The organism is Ferroacidibacillus organovorans (assembly GCF_001642725.1).
GTDB classification, from domain to species: domain Bacteria; phylum Bacillota; class Bacilli; order Alicyclobacillales; family SLC66; genus Ferroacidibacillus; species Ferroacidibacillus organovorans.
Genome location: NZ_LSUQ01000003.1, coordinates 35000 through 53928, shown reverse-complemented (window position 1 = coordinate 53928; position 18929 = coordinate 35000). Strand labels below are relative to the sequence as shown.

Below are 18929 nucleotides of genomic sequence, written 5' to 3'. Positions count from 1 at the left end.
GCATACATTAAATTACTCATTTCTGAGCTTGCACTACACTCCACAGCAATCGAAACCCTCTTTACTTATAATGTTCTTGAAAGATCACATCACAAATCACCGAGAGAATCGTATGATTTAAAACATTCCGCAATGCACCAGGAGTAAACGGGGAGTTTTTTATGAAGGCCATCGGATTAGGCATTCTCGCTTCTTTCTTTTTTGCGTTCACATTTGTGCTCAATCGCTGGATCAATCTCCAGGGAGGAAGTTACCTGTGGAGCGCATCGCTTCGCTATCTCTTCATGCTTCCCCTTCTCGTCTTGCTCGTCGCCGCCAAGCGGCAGGTGCGCCCTCTTGTTGATGAGATGAAAAGCCATCCCGGAACGTGGCTTCTATGGAGCCATCTCGGGTTTGGCCTCTTTTATGTCCCCCTCTGCTACGCTTCTGTGTATAGTCCGGCGTGGCTTGTGGCAGGCACATGGCAAATCACGGTGATCGTAGGGCCGTTGCTTTCCCTTTTGACAAACAGACACAAGCACAACACTCTTCAACTAGGGGTTGATCACAATACCATCACATATAAAGAAATCGGGCTGTCGCTATGGATCGTGTTTGGCGTTGCCGTTATGACCTTCTCTCAGGCTGGCCACGTCTCTATGGTCGAACTCCTGCGAGGATTTATACCCGTCTTGATCGCATCCTTTGCCTATCCACTCGGAAATCGAAAGATGATGATGGCGTGTGAGGGAAGGCTAAACGCGTATCAGCGCACACTCGGTATGACGATTGCCAGCCTTCCATTATGGCTTGTACTCGCGCTGATCCAGTGGGTACATACGGGTCCACCATCAGGCGCGCAAGTGGCACAAGCGCTCATCGTCGCCGTATCTTCAGGGGTCATTGCCACCGTTCTCTTTTTTTCTGCCACTGATTCGGCGCGTGAAAATCCTAAACATCTGGCTTCCGTAGAAGCTACCCAGGCTGGTGAAGTTTTTTTCACCGTTCTCGGAGAGAAGTGGCTTCTTCCAGGTACCCTCCTTACACTTTGGGATTCAATCGGTCTTTGTTTTGTCGTTCTCGGCATGGTTCTACACAGCTTATCCAACCCGTCAAAAAAAATTTCAAGCCCTTGAAGGTTATGAACGATTTGTGTCGAAACTATATATAGGATGTGACAATCAAAAACCCTTAAGGAGATGCTTACATGTTCGAATTCTTTCGCAAGAATGGCACCATGGCCAGTCTCTTTATCGGTATGGCCGCGTTCCTTCTTATGACGGCCGTCTGACATCGCCTTATTGACATGTTGAAACGCTCCTCAACCCAGACATGAAAAAGCGCGTTTCTCACACAACCACGTGTGAGAAACGCGCTTTTATGGTAGTGACGAATTCATTAGACGTTCGCGGTGCCCATCAAAACTTTAGGCCCCTGTGGTGTTTTATTGATGGTTCGCGGTTCAAGGGTAATGGCGATCATGGAGTAGTTCCCCGTCGGAATCGTACTGGCAAAAGCTGCCGATCCATTTTTCATTGGCAAAAATACGCCTAACGAGTGAACCGCGAGCCCACGCCCGCGCGGTTGCACAAGCCACACTTGGTATGCCTCTGTTCCTGTCACAGGCGCCAGATGAGAAAGTGAAATGTAGAGCTGTTTTTGCGAGCCCATCTGCGTGATCATGACGCGCGCTTGTGCCAGCGGAATAAAGGATGTCGATTTTAGTGTGAGCGACTGTTGTACACGCCCAAGCATCGGCAGTGACGGCGAAATCGGCGCGCGCACGCTCTGCAGCGTGACAAAGACCGCAATTACGGCGATCGCGGCGGATGCCAAAAGCGATTGCCACGCGGAAACTTTGCGATACATCAATCCGCTGCGCACCGTTTTAAGGCGGGGGGACGCTTGTATAAGATCGCTTCGCTTCTCTTTTGAAACGTCCACAAAAGGAACAGCCTTTTCCCATGCACTATCCACCGTGTCAGCAAATACGTGATGGAGCACGCGCTCTTTCATCCCACTCGGCGGATCAATCGATGCATAGTCTTCGAGGAGCCACGCCTCTACCTCGCGCAGCGAGCGCACCTCGACTTGGCACGAAGAACACGTCAAAAGATGGCGTTCGAACGCGCCTTGCTCCTTTTCAGATAATCCCCCAAGAACGTACATCTCGCGCAGAGAACACAACGTCTCCTGTTCAATCATGTTGTATCCCCCCATCCGTGGACGTCGATCTGTTCGCGCAATCGCGCCAGACCGAGGCGAATCCTTCCTTTTACCGTGCCGAGTGGCACGCGAATCGCTTCCGCAATCTCTTTTTGCGTCTGACCTTGATAATACATACGTTCAATCGCCTCACGTTGATCATTCGGCAAGCGATTTAACGCAGATCGCACGAGATCCTTCATTTCATTCGCCTCAACTTGCTCAGGTGGACCTGGGTCTGACTCTTCCAACTGCTGCAACCTGTCATCCACGTCGCTTTGCACTGGAACGTTTCGCATGGATTTGCGGTGATGATCGATCGCGATTCTACGCGTAATCGTCAGAAGCCACGTCGACACTTTGGCTTTCTGTCCATCATACCGTTCCGCAGATCGCCACAATCGAGTGAAAACATCCTGCACGACTTCTTCCGCGAGAGAACGGTCAGCCACACAGCGCAGGGCAAAGCTGAAGACCATTCGCTCATGGCGATCATAGAACGTTTCCAGCGCCGCCTGTTCCCGGCGAGCAATGCCTTCTAATAAAAACTCATCCGACTGCAACTCCGACACGTATCCAATCACCGCGTTTCGCTATTGTTCAAAAAAAAAATGCAAAAAAATTTCGATGTGAGTGATCCAGCTTTTGCGAGCTCACGTATTAGGGGGTGAAACACAAAAAACAACGAGGTGATCAAATTGAATCAGGAACAAAATCAGCAAGGAACCACGCGCAGACAGTTTATCAAAAACGTCGGACTACTCAGCGCCACCGTCGCACTCGGCGGACTCGCGGGCGTCGATGCGAGCGCATTTGCCGCCACGAGCGAAGACACTGTCGCAAGCATCATCGGCGCGGCACTCACTGCAGAGCGTCTCGCGACTACATTCTACTATACGGGACTTCATTCTCCCATAGGGTCCGTCGTAAACGCCGGCAACAAACCGTATCTTCAAGGTGCACTCGGCGCTGAGTTCTATCACGTTGAATTGTTGCAAGGGGCAGGCGCAAAGTCCCCGTATACATCCTTCTACTTTCCCGCTGACACCTTTAAGGACAGCAAAAGCTATCTCAATCTCCTACAGGCGCTCGAGGTCACCTTTATCAAAGCATACCTTGCGGCGATTTACCAATTCGGAGGCCCGCTCAAACAACCTGCGCTCGCACAACTCGCAGGCGAGATCCTCGGCGTCGAGTGCGAACATCGCGTGATGGGTCACCAGATCGCCGGATTGAATGTCCCGAATGATTTCTACCTTGAAGAAGCGGGTGGCACATCCGTCGCTGCCATCGCCAAGGGGCTCGCGCCGTTCGTTCTCCCCAACCAGTTTGCAGGTGGCACAACAGGCCCGCTTTCCATGCCAAGCAAAGCGCAGGTGCAGGCGGCTGTCGGGAGCAACAGCGGGTGGGATCCAAACACCACAAAAACACTGACGATGTTCCAGAATCAAAACGGATAATAAACCGCCGTTGCGGGGTGTGATACGTCTGATCACACCCCGTCTCACCTAAAAAATCAAGCCAAGGAGTGTTGTCCTGTGTTTTCAAACATTGGTTTACCCGGAATTCTCTTGATCGGTATTTTTGCGCTAATTTTCTTTGGTCCATCAAAACTTCCTGAACTCGGCAAAGCGGTCGGAAAAACGCTCAAAGAATTCAAATCGGCGACAAAAGAATTGACAAGCGATCTTGCCACGCCGAGCAACCCTATTCCGCTCGATGACGTAAAACCGGTCGCGGGGTTGGACCTCCTTCAAAAAACCACGCCGGTCGACCACGTGTCATGAATTCAGCGATTGAGGTAAAACGCTGGCAGGAACACCTGGGGGAACTTCGCAAGCGTCTCATAATCTCATTGATCGCACTGTTGACTGCGTTTGCCGCATCCCTGACGTTTGTCACACGCATCTACCACACCCTCACACTCCCGATTGGAGGGATTCGCCTGGCGATTTTGGGGCCAGGCGATGTGATTCACATTTACTTTATGATCGCCGGATTCAGCGCTCTCGGCGTAACTCTGCCCTTCTTGCTCTTTCAACTCTGGCTTTTTTTAAAGCCTGCCCTGGAATCCCATGAACGCAAGATTGCTCTACAGCTTATCCCGCTCGTGTTCATCATGTTTGTCATCGGCGTCTTGTTTTCCTATCGCATTGTCTTTCCAATTCTTTTGCACTTTCTCATGACACTCGCAAGCCAAAACTTTGTCGTGATGATCACCGCTCAGAATTACTTTTCCTTTATGGTAAACATCCTGTTGCCATTCGGTCTCATTTTTGAAATGCCAGTTGTTGTCATGTTTCTCACGCAACTTGGGATCTTGACGCCCGCACGGTTGCACGGACTGCGAAAATACGCCTACATGATGATTATTGTCGTCGCATCGATCATCAGTCCGCCAGAAATTGTGTCACATCTCAGCGTCGCCGTGCCGATGATCATCCTGTATGAAGTTAGCATCGCCGTATCCCGGATTACGCTCAAAGGAAACGAACGCCGTCGCAGAAACCGCGAGGAAACCCTTCACACCGAACAGACCCTTAAAAAGGGAAATGGAAAACGATCTGCCCTCTAATCCCCTGGGCAGCTCGTTTTCTTCGCAAAAAAATACCATTCGCGCATTATCATCGAATGGTCATGAAATTTTCCCTTCCTAATTCACTTCGCCGGCACCGTTCACTTCGGCTGCTGCAACCGCCATTTTTGATACTCCAGAAACTGACTGAACTCTTCTTTGCTAATTCCTGAGTCTGCCGCTTCTTTGGCCAATTGCAGCCATTCGGAATCGAGTTCGCCAAACGCGTTGATCGTCTCGTCCGGCAATAACTGTTGAATCGGCAGTTCAAAGACGTTTGCCAATTTCTCAATCACTTGAATCGAAGGGTTGTGCTGAATATTTCTTTCGATTGCACTCAAGTAGGACTTTGCGATATCCGCTCGTTCGGCCAATTCGGAGAGCGAGAGATTCCTCTCTATGCGAAGCGAACGAATCCTTTCTCCGATCATGGTGATCCTCCTTACATTCATCGCAAAACCCTAACGCAAATCCCCTATACATATCTCATCAGCGAACGATTATCGTTCTTGATTAAGATCGATTGTATCTGTTGTTCTTAAAGAAGAATCATACACCACATCTCTTTTACTGTAAAGAAAGATGCGTACCTCTTCAAGGCTCAGTCCAAGTGTCTTCGCTTCCTTCATTAAAGAAATCCACCCGACATCAACGCCTTCAGACTGAATCAGCTCAGCATTTGACATGAAGACCTTTGCCTCCCACCGAATCGATAGGAACCTTCTGCGGTCCAGCCTTCATAGCCGATTTGAGGTCAGCCTTAGAACTGAGACTTTGCGTCCCCGCATTTCAAACGGGTTTGCGATTTCGGGTTCGTGCTATGTATATCGTAAACGCTATCTCCTATGCCGACAAGGGAATATTTCCACGCAATTCCGACGTTTTTCGTGAGCAATCGACGGCGTCGACGATCATTCTATGCGCCAAACTTTCTTCTTATGATCATATGTCGTTCTCCGTCGAAATTATATCCGCACAGTTTCGTCACTAATGAATGAAGATGAAAATATCGTGGAAAATCTTTATATCAATCTCTTGACACACTACGATCGTTCGTTATAATGAACACATAAACGTTCGTTTTAAAGAACAACCGGCGAGGCGATACAGTCTTGAGTGATGTGACAAATTCGCAAAACCACTTTTTATCGCGAAAAGAACGGAGTCGTGCCATGCGTGTGAACCGTCAAAAAAAACCGTATCGCACACTTCTCGTTCTGGCGGCGATGCTCACACCCGCTTCGGCGATAAGCTCAGACCTGTTTGTGAGAAACACCGAGGCGCTGCTCACATCGTCAAAGCAAATGACAGCCGTCTTCCAATCTGCCGATCACTTTCCGTCGTGGTATGCGCAATTGGTCGGGCAACTGGCAGGCGATGCACAGCAGTCTGACTCGCTCACACAGCGGATCAGCCATCGGGCAGGGATTCGTTCAGATAAAGAGGACGAGAAAAAGAAAACGGATCAAGAAAAGATTCTCTCGCATCTTAACGGGATGGTTTCACAGGAAGCGTCACTCATCCAAAACGCAAACGCCACATTCGAGATCATTTCGCAAGCTGCGGCGACAGATGAGACGAATTATCAAAACGCCATTGCACAAAAAGATACGCAACCAGTGATCGAATCTTTCGCACGCGTTGCTTCGTGGGGACAAACCGCCTTGTCCACGGCCACCTCCTATCTCAGTCGTATGCAAGATGACATGCAGACATGCACAAGTGTTGTCGCATCGTTTGTGAAACATGACAAAAAATCCGATCAACCTGATGCAAAAGCCACTACGAATCACGCAGGCAGCGACGCGCCACAAGCACCTGCGAGTGTCGTGAGCGATGTATACAACAAACCGAGTTCCAACTAGATGATGAAGAGGAAGGCGATCAAGCGAATGAAAGCAACACTGAAATGGGCAGGCAGAGTGGTCACCTATCTCCTTCTCGCATTTTTTGCGCTGATACTCTACTTAGGTGTTTCCAGTCGCATCGCTGGTGGACCGCCGACGATTTTTGGACACGAGATGTACGTCGTCCTCTCCGGCTCAATGGTGCCTACATTTCAAGTCGGTTCCGTCATATTTGACACGCCACACATAAACCCAGCCACGTTAAAAGTCGGCGAAATGATTACATTCAAAGCACCATACACCCAAAATATGCTGATTACGCACCGCATCATTCAGGTGATTCATCGCGGTAACCAGCTCTTGTTTCACACGAAAGGCGACGCAAACAAAGTCGCCGATTTCTTCCTTGTTCCATCCCAAAACGTGGTTGCGCAGTATGACAACTTTACCGTTCCCTATGTCGGTTACTACCTCGAATTTGTAAAAACAAAGCTTGGAATGGCGCTCACACTGATCATTCCAGGGGCACTCCTGATCATCTCTCAAATGGTCAGTCTCACGCGTTCGCTTCGGAAAGAGCTGCGGGCAAAAGAAGTAGCCCCCACTAAATCCGAAGTGTGAAAGCATTGCTTCCATTCGGTTGAGACCTTCTCGACGGGCTATGCATGGACTTATCCATCCAATACCGCGAGAAGTTTGAAACAAACATAACCCAATAGGGGATCTAGGGAGGAAATTCAAATGGCAATCGCATCAAAAGTAGCTTTGGCAATGGCATCATCCGCAGTAGGTGCAGCAATGTTGGCGGGCGGATCGTTCGCGTTGTTCACATCAAGCGCAACGAACACAGACAACACGTTCGCGGCTGGCACGGTCAACGTGGATGCATCAAATGGCAACCAACCCGCATTCACGTCGACATCCTACAACTTCCAGAACATGGCGCCCGGAGATTCGGGAATCGTCAACCTGACCGTACACAACACGGGATCACTTTCTGAGTGGGTCGTCATTCCTTCTACGGGAATTGTAACGACTGGCGGTATTTTTGACGCAACGACCACAGACATGAACGGTATCACAAACACCGCAGCCAATGATCAGCCGCTTGTTTTGACACCTAATGCCAACATGACGGCTGGAGATACTGGCTATTTACTTGCGCCAGGCTCCAGTACGACCATCGCGATCAACTATTCATTGCCGCTTGCCGCAAACAACTTCTACCAAGGTCAGACCGGTTCTGCAACGATCACCGTCGAAGCCATTCAAGCGCGGAACAACTCGATCGACAGCAGTAAGAACCCAGTTTCTTACCCTTACACAGGCGCTGTCGGACCTCAAAGCTGGAGCTAATCAGTCATCCGCTTCATAACGTCGATTCCATTCAAGGTGGTGTGAAAACACCACCTTTTTTAAACCGCAGCCATTTCCCAAGGAGGTAGGATGTTGAAACTCTCGACGAAGATACCGCTTCTATCTGTAGCAGGGATTCTTACGCTCAGTACGCTTGTCGGAGGCGGAACGTTCGCACTCTTCACAAGCAGTTCACAAAATACAACCAACACGTTCACAGCCGGAACATTGAATGTCACCCCTGAGCGCGATGACATTCCGCAAACTGGGCCCATGTTCTACACAAGTACTACGTCGCCTCAGGCGGGGGTTGTTCCCACAGGGCTGTGGGCTCCTGGCGATAAACACACACGCGGCCTGTTTCTTGAAAACACAGGAACATTGACCGCAAGACTATCCTCCATTGCAGCCACACCCGTAGATGCCAATGGATTAACCGCTTCAAATCCTTCGGCAAATCAAGTTAATCTTCAAAACGATGCTACTTTCTCCAATCAATCCAACGTGACCGTATGGGAGCTCGTTCCTGTTTCTACAGCGACCGGAAACGACGACCAATGGTCCAATCAAGAAACATCCACCCAAATCGAAGAATGCCTTGATGCGGTGAACCATTTCTATCAAATGTACGGAGGAATGGGCTACACAGGGCAGCAACTTTTGACCGCAGTGAACAACGGTCTACTTCACAGCATCAACAATCTTACTGCGGTATCGAATGGGCAGACGGTGAGTACTGATTCGGTCGCTGTAACGCAAATGTTCAATGATCAAACCTCAAATTTTGTCAATCAGTCACCGTACAATGTCAATACGTTCAATGATGTAATTCACCCAGGCCAATCAACGTTACTTGCCTTCACAGTTGGTTTCGACCTAAGACCACCTACAGGTTCAGGAATTGACCCAAACTCGATGCAGGGGAAATCTGTCTACTTCAACTTCGGAACGAATTGGGTGCAGACGCGCAACAACCCCATCGGTTTGTAATCCACAAAAGCAGAAAGAAGCATCCGATCGGCTCGGACGCTTCTTTCTGCTTTTTCACTCATCTGCAAATGTTACATCCCCCACAAGATACTCGACATTCCCGATGATCGCCTTCCCGATAAAGCACGCGTCGCGCGCCGCCTCGGCGACCTGTTGATAGTCGACACGCTGTGAAGTGTCCCCACCGTAGATCCTCGGATTTACGGTGAGCTTCGCAAATTTTCCATTCAGCGGATATCCCGTCACCGTACCGACTGCGCGAATCTGCAAATCATTCACCGCGAGCCCGCGTTTTTGCAGCATACGAAAAAGGGTTCCACTATAGCATGCCGCGACCGCCGCAATCAGCAGCTCCTCTGGACTCGTCCCGACCCCTTTACCACCCATCTCACTCGGCGCTGAATAGCGAACCGTGATGTCTTTAGCAATCGTCGCCGCGCCTTCCCCTTCTTTACCAACGCCGCGCCATTTTAGATCCGCCTTAAACGTCAAATCCGCCATGCTATGATCCGCCTCCATCAAATGCTCTCTTCCGAGTATACCGCCCACGAACCTAGGTTGCGAGCAAATGGAAATAACCTTTGATTTTCAATCAAATCCCATTAAGAGTTCGACGCTTGCGGTGCATACGCGCGACCCTTTGCGCGACTGGCATCTTTTTGACGGCTACTGCGCAAACTCCAGATCGCCTTCCACACATTCGCAACAAGCAACCCAATCAGCGGATACGCCAGGCCTCCAACCGTCGCAAAAATGATCGTTCCCACCACGGCCGTCACGACGCCAAAGACCACCTGTTGTCCATACGACGCAGGGGATGTCGGCGGATCGGTCACCATAAAAAACGCTAAAAACAGCGCTGTGTTTACAAACGGCACACGCAAGGCGTCAGCCGGTGTATCATTCGGCAATCCGAGATGAAAGATCGCCATGATAAAGAGCAACCCAAAGTACGTTCCCAAGTACGCCGCAACCTGCGGAAACTTATTGACGCGAATCGTCATAAAGATTCCCGCGATGATGACCACAAACGTGAGCCACGTAGGCATCAGCGCGAGACTTCCCCACCAACTCTGTCCTGATTGGAGGATAAACGTTGCGATGAGGAGACCAAACGCCGCCGGATTGAACAGTGGTTTGCGCCCCATTTTCAAGAGATGCTTCGAAAGCAGCGCAATCGCCGTAATCGCGACGATCCAGGGGAGTGGCGTCGTCTGGCTGAGAACATCCGCGACGATCAAACCTGTAATGATCCCGCCGTCTGAGAACCATTTCCCGCGTTTCATGATAAGTGCGACGGCGCCATCCACCACTACGCCTGTCAGTGCAGCGACGAGCGCGTTGACGAGTCCAAAGTGATCCTGCGGACGAAGCGCCGCGATCATCGTCATCCCCACTAAAATCGCCATCACGGTACCTTTTGGCGTCTTTATAAATCGCTCAAATGAAGGCTGTGGCGCACGCCTCTCGCGTTCTATTTCACTCATTTCATATACCCCCTCGCAGATTCGGTCATCGTGATCTCAAGCGTGTCACTGATAAACAGGCCTGCAAGCTCAACGTCATCCACAAACTCCTGCGCTCGCTCTGCCCCGAGTAAGAATGCGGCGGTTGACACCGCATCCGCCAGCATGGCAAGTGGCGCAATGACCGTGCAACTCAGCAGACTCGATTCAGAAACTCCGCGTCCCGGATCCACAATGTGATGAATCTCCGGATCGAGCGGGCTGCGCCGCTCATAGCTTCCCGACGTGCAAACTGCGACATCCGTTGTTTTTAGCCACGCGATTTGTTCCCCTTTGACCGTTGGGTGCTGAATGCCTATCGTCCAGAGATCCCCCTGCGGATCGACGCCATGCACGTAAACGTCTCCCCCCGCATCAATCGCAAACCCTGAAAAATCATTCAGTTCACGCGCCGCCAAATCCACGGCAAGCCCTTTAGCAACCGCACCCAAGTCAAGCAGGAGTGGCTTTCGCAGGCGAATGGCGCGCATCGTCTCATCAAGTTCGAGATCACGGTATGTTACCGTCTCGTCCATCGCGTCATCCGCAACATGCACCTGTTCCCCTGTCGCGTAGTGTCTAGTAAATCCGTGTCTTACAAGCGTCCCGCCAATCGTCGGGTCAAACCGTCCAGCCGTGAGTTCACTCATTTCAAGCGCAACACGCACCGACTCAAACAGGATGTCCGGCACCGTCATCCACACCCCAGGGTGACGGCAGAGTTCGCGCAACGCGCTTGTTTCATCAAATCGACTGCAGGTTTCCTCGACAAAACGCATCGCAGAAAACGCGCGTTCGAGTGCCTGCTCACGGTCTTTTATCGTAGTCGATCCAACGAGATGAATCGAAACGACCGTTCCCAAGAGCAGGCGAGTTTCTTCACTATGTTGGGACACCATCTTTACGCACTCCTCAAGCCTTGGCTTTATTCAGGGCCTGGTACATTGCCTCCGCAAAGTTGTACGTACTCGCTGTGGCGCCTGATACAATATAGATTCTCCACGTCTGCATCTGAACAGCCTCTTGTGGGAGCTGAGGATCAATCACCGATTGGGGATAGTGCATGGTATACGACGTGATCTTGACCGCTGCAATTTTCCCGTGAGCAATCGTGACCGCAAGCGAGAGTCCGCCATACGGATTGCTCGCAACGCCTGTAAACACGCCGTCTTTGTATTGAGCTGCCTTCGCAGCTGGTTTTTTTGCGGTGTTGGTTGATGTTGAAGATTTTGTGTTCCCTTTTTTAGCGGTACTGCTTGTCGACGCGGCCGTCGATGGTGCGTGATGCGTCGGCGTTGACTTCTTGCTCGCGGTCGTTGACGTCGCATGGTGGGATGACGAAGATTTTTTTGTAGAAGATTGCGGTTTGCTGTTATACGCTTTGGCGGCCGCACCAGGTGTAGATTGTGACGGGGTTGGTGTCGTCGGATTCAAACCGGGGATACTACTCGTATTCGCCTGCGCTGAAGGCATGGTGTAAATGTACCCTGCGGCATACACAGCCGTAACGGCCATTCCAAAAACACTCATCAGGCGTTTTCCTATTTTCGCCAAGTTAAAACAACCTCCCAAGTTCAAAGCTTCTATTTTTTCATTGGCTTTAACTTGGGGATAGCTTAACAGTGAAAACTTACGTATACCTTACGATGATCCTGAGGTTCTTGGTAGATTTAGAAAAGTGCGTTCGATCGTTCCCGCCTTCGATTCAACGCGTCACCCCACCCTAAATCGCTTGTCACCATGTTTTAAATAGCTGCTGGCAAAACGTTCAATTTCCTCTGCGGGAAGGGGTTTTGCAAAGAGATATCCCTGCACATAGTCACACCCTTCTGCTTTTAGGCGATTGAACTGCTCCATATTCTCAACACCCTCCGCAATGACTGACATATTGAGATTATGCGCGAGATGAATCACCGCAGATACGATCGACATTTGACCTGGATCGTGCAACATATGATCAATAAATGATTTATCGATTTTTAGGTGGGTGGGTTGAAATAAGTGAAGATATGAAAGCGAAGAAAACCCTTTTCCAAAATCATCAATTGCGATCTTTACACCGAGAGAGCGAATGACCCGAAGCTCTTCCGCGATTTCCATGGAATTGTGCATCAAAAGACCCTCTGTGATTTCAATCGCCAAGCACTGCGGGTCCATTCCCGTTTCCTGAATCACTTCTCGAATCGTTTGCACCATGTTCCCGAGTTGAAATTGCTTCGGGGATACGTTGACAGACAAAAGCGCCGGGGCTTTCCCTTTTTCTTCCCATGTTACAAACTGTCGACACGCTTTAAGCAGCACCCATCGCCCTAGCATAACAATCAACGCACTCTCTTCGGCAATCGAAATGAATCGTTCAGGTGAGATCCATGCACCCGATGCGTCTCGCCAGCGTGTAAGCGCTTCGATGGACTGAATTGAACCATCCTTTACTAAAATTTTGGGCTGATAGTGAATTTCTAATTCCTCATGTTCCAACGCATAACGCAACCGTTCCTCCAAGTCAAGCCGTTCCCTCATCGCAGCTTCCTGCTGCGGATCATAACACTTGATGCAATTGCCCCCGGCATGCTTTGCGCTGTACATCGCCATATCTGCATAGCGAAGAAGCTCCTGCAATTGAACACCACATTCTGGATACCAGGAAACCCCGATGCTCGCCGTGACAAAGAGGCTCATTCCGTCCACCGCAAACGGAGAAGAAAAGAGATCAAGCACCTGTTGCGCAAGCGTCAACGCCTCTTTGCGGTTTGTGGGATCAGAAGACATCAGCGCAAACTCGTCGCCACCTAAGCGAAACAAGATTCCTGTAGAGTACAGAGCGTCGTGAATGCGCTTTGCGATCACACGAAGTACCTTGTCTCCAAACTCGTGTCCCTGGCGATCGTTAATCATCTTAAAATGGTCAATGTCCAGCACAAACATGCAGACCACCGAGTGCTGATTGGCGAGCCCCTGAAAGGATTCCTGCAAAAACTTCCTAGTAAACACCCCCGTCACATCATCCACATAGGCCATTCGCTCTAATTCAATCACGTAACCGACGAACACAGCGGCAACGTGCAGCGCCTCAATCTCCTTCTCGCTAAATGCATGATCGGTTCGATCCATGCCACAAATTGTGCCAACCTTCCACCCGTGTTTCAAAACGATCGGCACACCGATAAACGATGTCGCACCGAGCTTGGATGTGATCGTCATTGTGGCTGTCCGCTCATCGAGCGTTGTGTCGGGGATGATGAGTACATCTGCTGTCGACTTGCAGACATGATGACAATAACTCTCGCGAAAAGGCATCGCCCCTTCTTGCATCAATGCCTCAGTCCGGTTGTACACCTTGATAATCTCATTCGTCTGTTCATCATGGATTGCCACAAATAATGTATTCACATCAATCATTTGACTCAACATCGTCAACATTTTTGAAGATGCGATCTGTAGGCGTTCATTCAGAGTGATTCCAAGCACGATGCATCCCCTCCATTCAAAGCAAAAAACCCCTCTCGTCTAAAGCCATAGAGGGGTGTCCGGTAACTTGCAACTGGCTAGCATGGCAATTTGCCGAAGCCCCTATAGCTTTGCGCCACTGCGTTTCCACAGTTTTGCCGACGATTCTTTTTATACACAAAATTAGTTTCGATAAAGCTCGACAAAATTCCTGCATTTTCTAGCCAAACACGATAAATGATTCAACATTTTTCTGTTTTTCTGATCGAGAGGTCAGAAAATCCGACAAATCTCTTCTTTTCTTCGTCCCAAACGCGATAGCGGAGCGAGCGCAAGCTGGTACGCAGATCGATGGACGAAACATTGTGCATATACGCATTGCGCTGGCACACCTGTTGTAAATAGTAGTTGGGGATTCTTGAGCTGAGGTGATGAATGTGATGAAATCCGATATTTCCTGTCATCCATTGCAACAGTTTCGGCAATTTGTAATAGGAGCTTCCCTCCATCGCAGCACTCACAAAATTCCAAACGTCTTCTTTCTCATAATAGGTCTCCTCAAATTGGTGTTGAACGTAAAACAGCCAAATGCCCGCTATTCCTGAAAGATAAAGAATAGGACCCTGAATCAAGAGAACCGATTTCCACCCAAGCCACCAACACAAAAGACTGACGATACCCGCCAGTCCCAGATTGGTGGCATAGGTGTTCCAACGCTCTTTTCGTCCTGCACGTTTGTGGTTCACGCGATAGACGACGAAAAAGAGATACAGCGGACCAAGACCAAACATAATCAATGGATTTCTATACAATCGATAACCCATTTTCCGAAACGTCGATAGCGCAAGGTATTCATCCACCGTGAGTGTCCAGATATCGCCGATACCTCTTCGACTCAGGTTACTGCTGGTCGCGTGATGCATTGCGTGCTCATGTTTCCACTGATAATAAGGAAAAAATGTCATTAGCCCTGTAAACACGCCAACGATAAGATTCGCATTGCGATTTCCAAAAAACGAGTCGTGACAACAGTCGTGAAATATAATAAACATCCTCACAGCAAATCCCGCCGCAAGGATCACAAAGCATAGGGTTATCCAGTAGGAGACAGATAAGCTCCAATAAGCCGCAGCCCATAACATAAAATAGGGAGCCACTGTATTCACGATCTGCCAAAGACTCTTCTTTAGATCTGACTGTTGAAATGGAACAAGATCCTTTTTCCAATGGTTCTGTTCTTCTGAAATGATCTTCCTCTTCCCTTCACATTCACCGCTTGGCAATTCATCGAATTGCTCACACAGCGTACCACGAAAAGCCGAATAACGATACCACTCCATATGCGGAAAGAGAGGTTGTATTGAAAACGTTTTAGCACTCTTTGCCAGCCGTCAGAGGTACATCCAGCGCATGTTCAACCGCGACGCGCACACAGATTTCCAATCCGCGCACCATGTCGCTCAAATTCATTGCAGGAAGCTCACGCTGTACGACTTGGCTCGGCAAATAGGGGATATGGACAAATCCGCCACGTATCCGTTTATACTTTGTTTTCAAAAGATGCATCAATCCATAGAACAGATGGTTGCATACAAACGTACCCGCCGAATTAGAGACAGTGGCTGGTATCCCAGCTTCCTGCATCGCTTGAACCATTCGCTTAATCGGCAAATCACTCAAATAGGCCACCGGGCCGCCCGTCACGACAGGAACATCCACGGGCGCATTCCCCGCATTGTCAGGTATGCGTGCGTCATCGATATTAATTGCAACGCGTTCAGGTGTGATGTGACAGCGACCGCCTGCCTGTCCAATACAAATCACAACGGAGGGTGAAATCTTCTCCATTTCTTTTTCCAAAACGTCGATCGCCTGGCCAAACACTGTGGGAATCTTCGCCGTGAAAATGCGAACACTGTCATGACCATCAAGTGCGCGATCGGACAACGCCTCGATCACTTCTAAAGCTGGATTGATTGTCTCTCCACCAAACGGCTCAAATCCCGTCACCAGAACGCGTATCTCCATTCTTACGCCCCCTCCTGTAGAAACGAGTAAAGCAACAATGATTCCAATATACTGATCCTTCAATCATAACATGTTTCGTAGTCACCATGAGGTAACACTTGTGTCTCCTGCTCGATGTTTGCGATCGTGCTTCCTTGCCAACACTTAGAAATAGTACCCTGTGCGACATTCAAAGGGCAACCGCTTGTCATCTTTAAACTGAAACATAAACAGAGAAAGAAGGGATTTTCATCTGGGCATAAAAAAAATTCCACCCACTCGCTATTTTATCGGGTGTATCTTTCTCGCAGCCATTTCCGTATTCTTAGAAAAACAATCACATATTTCCTCTGGTGGCGTAAGCGGTCTTTGCATCGGAATTTCAGACATCATGCATCTGAACGTCGGGTTTGTCAATCTGTGGATTAAAGGAGTCATCTTTACCATTATTCTCATATTCGGGGGCAGATCCATCGCGCTATGGACCATGGTCGGCGCAGTTCTCACGGGTCTTTGCATGTGGCTCTTTGAAATGATCCCACTCTATATCACTTGGCCAAAATGGCTTGCCTTTGGACTTATCCTGTTATTCTCAAAGTTCCCCATTGGCCTCCTTGTATCAAAAGGCTATTCGACGGGAGGCTACACAGCGATCGGCCAAGTATTGTGTAGGCGTTTGCGCATTCCTTTGCGAATCAGTCTCTCCATGCTCAACACGATCTCCATCTTGGCGATGTATGTTTCAAACGGCGCGAAATCTGGCGCATTGACCGCATTGATCGCACTCACTTCAGGATTTGCAACGGAGGCGTGGGCAACCATCGCGCGAAAGTGGTTAGATTCTTCCCATCTCGATCATCCAAAAATTGAAAACCACCTCAAATTTCCTTCCCAAATCGCGAAGATGTTTAGATTAAAATTGGAAAACCACGAGAATTAGGTGTGCGCTCTTCCGTTTGCATACGTATCGTATTTATGGATAAAAAACTCAAGATTTCTTTTACGAATTTTAATATCTTCATACCATAAGAGTAGTTCGCTCTGTCCAGCATCTGTCAAATGATAGAGCCGCTTTGCAGGCCCTGCATCATCCGTGTTCCAATACGAGGAGACACACCCTCGCTCTTCCAAGTCGCGCAGGACCCGGTAGACAGCCCCACTGTCGATTTCCCAGTGTTCCGGCATGATTGCTGAAATTTGATTCCAGAGCGCCCCGCCGTGAGCATCACGCTCCGTTAAAAACAACAAGAGAAACGCGGGCAAGTGCCGATTTTGTTTCCCGGGAACACCACGTTCTTTCGCCATCCTAAATTTCTCCTTGCCATGAATGAAGGGTCTCGAAGACAATACCGCCATTATACTGTGTTTTACAGGATGCGCAAGTAGATTCCTGAGCAAAGCAAAAGCTTTAAGGGGGAAAATTCCAGCAACGGAGGCAGCCGCCGTCAAACGCACCGTCGGCCGTCTCCGATCAACCGCACTCTACCCCTGCGTTTCACCAAAGCGATTCAGGAGCAACACCATATGCAGCATCGCCTGCTCAAAATCCTCAATGCGGATCGATTCATCAGGCGCGTGCGCACGCGAATTCCACCACCCACACCCTGTCGAAACAATGGGTAAAGAAAGCCCGAGGTACTCCCCAAACGGGTACATCGGCCCTGTCCCCGCAGAGTTTGGCGATAGCACGGCGTCCACGCCGTACGCCTCCTTCGCTGTCTCTTCGACCATCTTCACAAACGGATGATGCATATCCGAGCGATACGCGCGCTCCCCATTCACAAGACTCACTTCCACATCTGTAAAGCCGTGGCGAATCAAATGCCGTTGCACCTTTTCCAGAATGTCATCAGGGTCTTGATTGGGAACGAGACGACAGTCAAGCTTCGCCTGCGCCCTGCGCGGTAGAACCGTTTTGCTGCCTTCGCCGGTATAACCGCTCTCGATGCCACAGATCGTCATCGTGGGCACATACCACAAATGGACATTCGGATTCTCATCAGCACAGATCAGAGGCCGGCGAAGCCCCAATTGTTCCTTCAGTTGCTCCGCGTGAAACGGTTGCTGTTCAGCGTACTGGATCAGTTCGGGTGTAAGTGGCGCGACATCCTCATAAAAACCGTCCACCAAGATGCGATGATCTGCACTTTTCATGGAGGCGAGCGCCTGCACCAAGCGCCACGCGGCATTGTCGACGATGGCGCCATTGGAGGAGTGAAGATCCACGTCCGCGCCGTGACACCATAGTTGGAGATAACACATTCCCTTGATTCCCGCGACCATTTGCGGGTGACCCTGCACATTTTTACCGCCAAACTCCCAAATGCATGCATCCGCCCGGAAGCGCTCCGCGTACCTTTTCAAGTATGCAGGAAGCGCCGGCGAACCGATCTCTTCCTCACCTTCAATCAAAAACTTCACGTTACAGGGAAGACCCCCGTTCTCTCTCAAGACCGTGATGGCCTGCAAGCGAACCGTCAAATCACCTTTGTTATCAGCGGCGCCTCTCGCGTAAATTTTTCCGTCATGAATCTCTGCCCCAAAAGGTGGGTACGTCCACTCAGCGAGGGGCTCCGGCGGTTGAACATCGTAGTGGTTATAAAAAAGCAGCGTCTTGTCAGGATTTCCGTGGGGACCCGCTGCGAATTCTGCACAGATCACAGGATTGCCTCCACAATCATCGAGCACACTCACAACGCCACCCGCCTGCCTCACCATCGCTGTGACGAGTTGCACCGTTTCATTGATCCCGATCTGCTGGGCCGCAATACTCGGCTGCTGACAATAGCGTTGAAGCGTCGCAACGGCTGTCGGAACTTGCCTTGATACGATTTCCTTCCACGGTTTCACCTGCGCTCCCCCTTATCACGCGAAATCGATTCATAAACACAAACGGTGCTAGCAACGCAGCACCGTCTGTTTCATCCTCACCTCAATACAGTTGACAAAAAAATAATTCGACAAAAGTTCAGAAAATCCTCTCTTGTATTGCGTTCAACGAAGCGCAAGTGGTTCCGT

General features: G+C 49.8%; 22 protein-coding genes and 2 riboswitches. Of the genes, 9 read left to right on the top strand and 13 right to left on the bottom strand.

Features of this window, described 5'->3' with window-relative positions:
- Nucleotides 1–161: 161 nt before the first annotated feature.
- Nucleotides 162–1115 carry a DMT family transporter gene (locus tag AYW79_RS01565; RefSeq protein ID WP_067560838.1) on the top strand — a complete coding sequence of 318 codons (954 nt, stop codon included), beginning with the start codon at nucleotides 162–164 and terminating at the stop codon, nucleotides 1113–1115.
- Between the two features lie 262 nt (nucleotides 1116–1377).
- Here AYW79_RS01565 and AYW79_RS01560 read toward each other — a convergent pair whose 3' ends face one another.
- The gene (locus AYW79_RS01560; RefSeq protein ID WP_067560836.1) at nucleotides 1378–2184 is read right to left on the bottom strand and encodes an anti-sigma factor; all 807 of its coding nucleotides are present in this window, start codon (nucleotides 2182–2184) and stop codon (nucleotides 1378–1380) included.
- Nucleotides 2181–2756, bottom strand: a complete 576-nt coding sequence (locus AYW79_RS01555) for an RNA polymerase sigma factor (RefSeq protein ID WP_067560835.1) — start codon at nucleotides 2754–2756, stop codon at nucleotides 2181–2183. The genes AYW79_RS01560 and AYW79_RS01555 overlap by 4 nt, the downstream gene beginning before the upstream one ends.
- Nucleotides 2757–2882: 126 nt before the next feature.
- Here AYW79_RS01555 and AYW79_RS01550 point away from each other — a divergent pair, with 126 nt between their 5' ends.
- From AYW79_RS01550 to tatC, 3 genes are all read left to right on the top strand, one after another.
- Nucleotides 2883–3644 (top strand): ferritin-like domain-containing protein, encoded by a 762-nt coding sequence (locus tag AYW79_RS01550; RefSeq protein ID WP_067560833.1) that lies wholly within the window; start codon nucleotides 2883–2885, stop codon nucleotides 3642–3644.
- Nucleotides 3645–3722: 78 nt separating this feature from the next.
- Nucleotides 3723–3971, top strand: coding sequence for a twin-arginine translocase TatA/TatE family subunit (locus tag AYW79_RS01545; protein ID WP_067560831.1), 249 nt, complete (start codon nucleotides 3723–3725; stop codon nucleotides 3969–3971).
- Entirely contained in the window at nucleotides 3968–4759 is a 792-nt protein-coding gene (gene tatC, locus AYW79_RS01540) for a twin-arginine translocase subunit TatC (RefSeq protein ID WP_067560829.1), read from the top strand. The genes AYW79_RS01545 and tatC overlap by 4 nt, the downstream gene beginning before the upstream one ends.
- Before the next feature lie 101 nt (nucleotides 4760–4860).
- Here the strand turns inward: tatC and AYW79_RS01535 are convergent, their stop codons facing one another.
- The gene (locus AYW79_RS01535; RefSeq protein WP_067560827.1) at nucleotides 4861–5190 is read right to left on the bottom strand and encodes a helix-turn-helix domain-containing protein; all 330 of its coding nucleotides are present in this window, start codon (nucleotides 5188–5190) and stop codon (nucleotides 4861–4863) included.
- 69 nt (nucleotides 5191–5259) lie between these two features.
- On the bottom strand, nucleotides 5260–5445 hold the full coding sequence (locus tag AYW79_RS01530) for an anti-repressor SinI family protein (RefSeq protein WP_067560825.1): 186 nt from the start codon (nucleotides 5443–5445) through the stop codon (nucleotides 5260–5262).
- A 35-nt stretch (nucleotides 5446–5480) separates the two neighbouring features.
- A riboswitch (cyclic di-GMP riboswitch) is annotated at nucleotides 5481–5573 on the bottom strand.
- Between the two features lie 298 nt (nucleotides 5574–5871).
- On the opposite strand from AYW79_RS01530, the gene AYW79_RS01525 reads away from it, so the two are divergent.
- The 4 genes from AYW79_RS01525 to AYW79_RS01510 all read left to right on the top strand — a co-directional run bounded on the left by AYW79_RS01525 (nucleotide 5872) and on the right by AYW79_RS01510 (nucleotide 8952).
- On the top strand, nucleotides 5872–6624 hold the full coding sequence (locus AYW79_RS01525; RefSeq protein WP_067560824.1) for a hypothetical protein: 753 nt from the start codon (nucleotides 5872–5874) through the stop codon (nucleotides 6622–6624).
- A 27-nt stretch (nucleotides 6625–6651) separates the two neighbouring features.
- Complete coding sequence (locus AYW79_RS01520; RefSeq protein ID WP_067560822.1) at nucleotides 6652–7227, top strand: signal peptidase I; 576 nt, start codon at nucleotides 6652–6654, stop codon at nucleotides 7225–7227.
- A 120-nt stretch (nucleotides 7228–7347) separates the two neighbouring features.
- A complete protein-coding gene (locus tag AYW79_RS01515) occupies nucleotides 7348–7962 on the top strand; it encodes a TasA family protein (protein WP_067560820.1) in 615 nt (204 codons plus the stop codon).
- A gap of 93 nt (nucleotides 7963–8055) precedes the next feature.
- Entirely contained in the window at nucleotides 8056–8952 is an 897-nt protein-coding gene (locus AYW79_RS01510; protein WP_231877771.1) for a TasA family protein, read from the top strand.
- Nucleotides 8953–9006: 54 nt separating this feature from the next.
- Here AYW79_RS01510 and AYW79_RS01505 read toward each other — a convergent pair whose 3' ends face one another.
- The 7 genes from AYW79_RS01505 to pcp all read right to left on the bottom strand — a co-directional run bounded on the left by AYW79_RS01505 (nucleotide 9007) and on the right by pcp (nucleotide 15932).
- Complete coding sequence (locus AYW79_RS01505) at nucleotides 9007–9453, bottom strand: OsmC family protein (protein WP_179123179.1); 447 nt, start codon at nucleotides 9451–9453, stop codon at nucleotides 9007–9009.
- Between the two features lie 101 nt (nucleotides 9454–9554).
- Entirely contained in the window at nucleotides 9555–10439 is an 885-nt protein-coding gene (locus tag AYW79_RS01500; protein WP_067560815.1) for an RnfABCDGE type electron transport complex subunit D, read from the bottom strand.
- Complete coding sequence (locus AYW79_RS01495; protein ID WP_067560813.1) at nucleotides 10436–11356, bottom strand: FAD:protein FMN transferase; 921 nt, start codon at nucleotides 11354–11356, stop codon at nucleotides 10436–10438. Before AYW79_RS01495 ends, AYW79_RS01500 begins: the two co-directional genes overlap by 4 nt.
- A 13-nt stretch (nucleotides 11357–11369) precedes the next feature.
- Nucleotides 11370–12011: an FMN-binding protein gene (locus AYW79_RS01490; protein WP_156481786.1), complete on the bottom strand. Its 642-nt coding sequence runs from the start codon at nucleotides 12009–12011 to the stop codon at nucleotides 11370–11372.
- A 159-nt stretch (nucleotides 12012–12170) separates the two neighbouring features.
- Nucleotides 12171–13925 (bottom strand): bifunctional diguanylate cyclase/phosphodiesterase, encoded by a 1755-nt coding sequence (locus AYW79_RS01485; protein ID WP_067560809.1) that lies wholly within the window; start codon nucleotides 13923–13925, stop codon nucleotides 12171–12173.
- Between the two features lie 65 nt (nucleotides 13926–13990).
- Nucleotides 13991–14074, bottom strand: a riboswitch (cyclic di-GMP riboswitch).
- Nucleotides 14075–14146: 72 nt separating this feature from the next.
- The gene (gene desA / locus AYW79_RS01480; protein WP_472341747.1) at nucleotides 14147–15187 is read right to left on the bottom strand and encodes a Delta(5) desaturase DesA; all 1041 of its coding nucleotides are present in this window, start codon (nucleotides 15185–15187) and stop codon (nucleotides 14147–14149) included.
- Between the two features lie 88 nt (nucleotides 15188–15275).
- Nucleotides 15276–15932: a pyroglutamyl-peptidase I gene (gene pcp, locus AYW79_RS01475; protein WP_067560807.1), complete on the bottom strand. Its 657-nt coding sequence runs from the start codon at nucleotides 15930–15932 to the stop codon at nucleotides 15276–15278.
- 205 nt (nucleotides 15933–16137) lie between these two features.
- Here pcp and AYW79_RS01470 point away from each other — a divergent pair, with 205 nt between their 5' ends.
- Nucleotides 16138–16851, top strand: a complete 714-nt coding sequence (locus AYW79_RS01470) for a YitT family protein (protein WP_082806626.1) — start codon at nucleotides 16138–16140, stop codon at nucleotides 16849–16851.
- Here AYW79_RS01470 and AYW79_RS01465 read toward each other — a convergent pair.
- Complete coding sequence (locus tag AYW79_RS01465; RefSeq protein ID WP_067560803.1) at nucleotides 16848–17216, bottom strand: helix-turn-helix transcriptional regulator; 369 nt, start codon at nucleotides 17214–17216, stop codon at nucleotides 16848–16850. The two genes, AYW79_RS01470 and AYW79_RS01465, sit on opposite strands and share 4 nt — an antisense overlap.
- A 177-nt stretch (nucleotides 17217–17393) precedes the next feature.
- The gene (locus AYW79_RS01460; RefSeq protein WP_067560801.1) at nucleotides 17394–18761 is read right to left on the bottom strand and encodes a M20/M25/M40 family metallo-hydrolase; all 1368 of its coding nucleotides are present in this window, start codon (nucleotides 18759–18761) and stop codon (nucleotides 17394–17396) included.
- Between the last annotated feature and the right edge of the window lie 168 nt (nucleotides 18762–18929).

Excerpts from the sequence above, each read along its gene's own strand:
- AYW79_RS01535 (WP_067560827.1), bottom strand. The coding sequence starts at position 5,190 with ATGATCGGAGAAAGGATTCGTTCGCTTCGCATAGAGAGGAATCTCTCG.
- AYW79_RS01500 (WP_067560815.1), bottom strand. The coding sequence starts at position 10,439 with ATGAGTGAAATAGAACGCGAGAGGCGTGCGCCACAGCCTTCATTTGAG.
- AYW79_RS01465 (WP_067560803.1), bottom strand. The coding sequence starts at position 17,216 with ATGGCGAAAGAACGTGGTGTTCCCGGGAAACAAAATCGGCACTTGCCC.
- tatC (WP_067560829.1), top strand. The coding sequence starts at position 3,968 with ATGAATTCAGCGATTGAGGTAAAACGCTGGCAGGAACACCTGGGGGAA.
- pcp (WP_067560807.1), bottom strand. The coding sequence starts at position 15,932 with ATGGAGATACGCGTTCTGGTGACGGGATTTGAGCCGTTTGGTGGAGAG.
- AYW79_RS01530 (WP_067560825.1), bottom strand. The coding sequence starts at position 5,445 with ATGTCAAATGCTGAGCTGATTCAGTCTGAAGGCGTTGATGTCGGGTGG.
- AYW79_RS01565 (WP_067560838.1), top strand. The coding sequence starts at position 162 with ATGAAGGCCATCGGATTAGGCATTCTCGCTTCTTTCTTTTTTGCGTTC.
- AYW79_RS01495 (WP_067560813.1), bottom strand. The coding sequence starts at position 11,356 with ATGGTGTCCCAACATAGTGAAGAAACTCGCCTGCTCTTGGGAACGGTC.
- AYW79_RS01505 (WP_179123179.1), bottom strand. The coding sequence starts at position 9,453 with ATGGCGGATTTGACGTTTAAGGCGGATCTAAAATGGCGCGGCGTTGGT.
- AYW79_RS01520 (WP_067560822.1), top strand. The coding sequence starts at position 6,652 with ATGAAAGCAACACTGAAATGGGCAGGCAGAGTGGTCACCTATCTCCTT.
- AYW79_RS01560 (WP_067560836.1), bottom strand. The coding sequence starts at position 2,184 with ATGATTGAACAGGAGACGTTGTGTTCTCTGCGCGAGATGTACGTTCTT.
- AYW79_RS01515 (WP_067560820.1), top strand. The coding sequence starts at position 7,348 with ATGGCAATCGCATCAAAAGTAGCTTTGGCAATGGCATCATCCGCAGTA.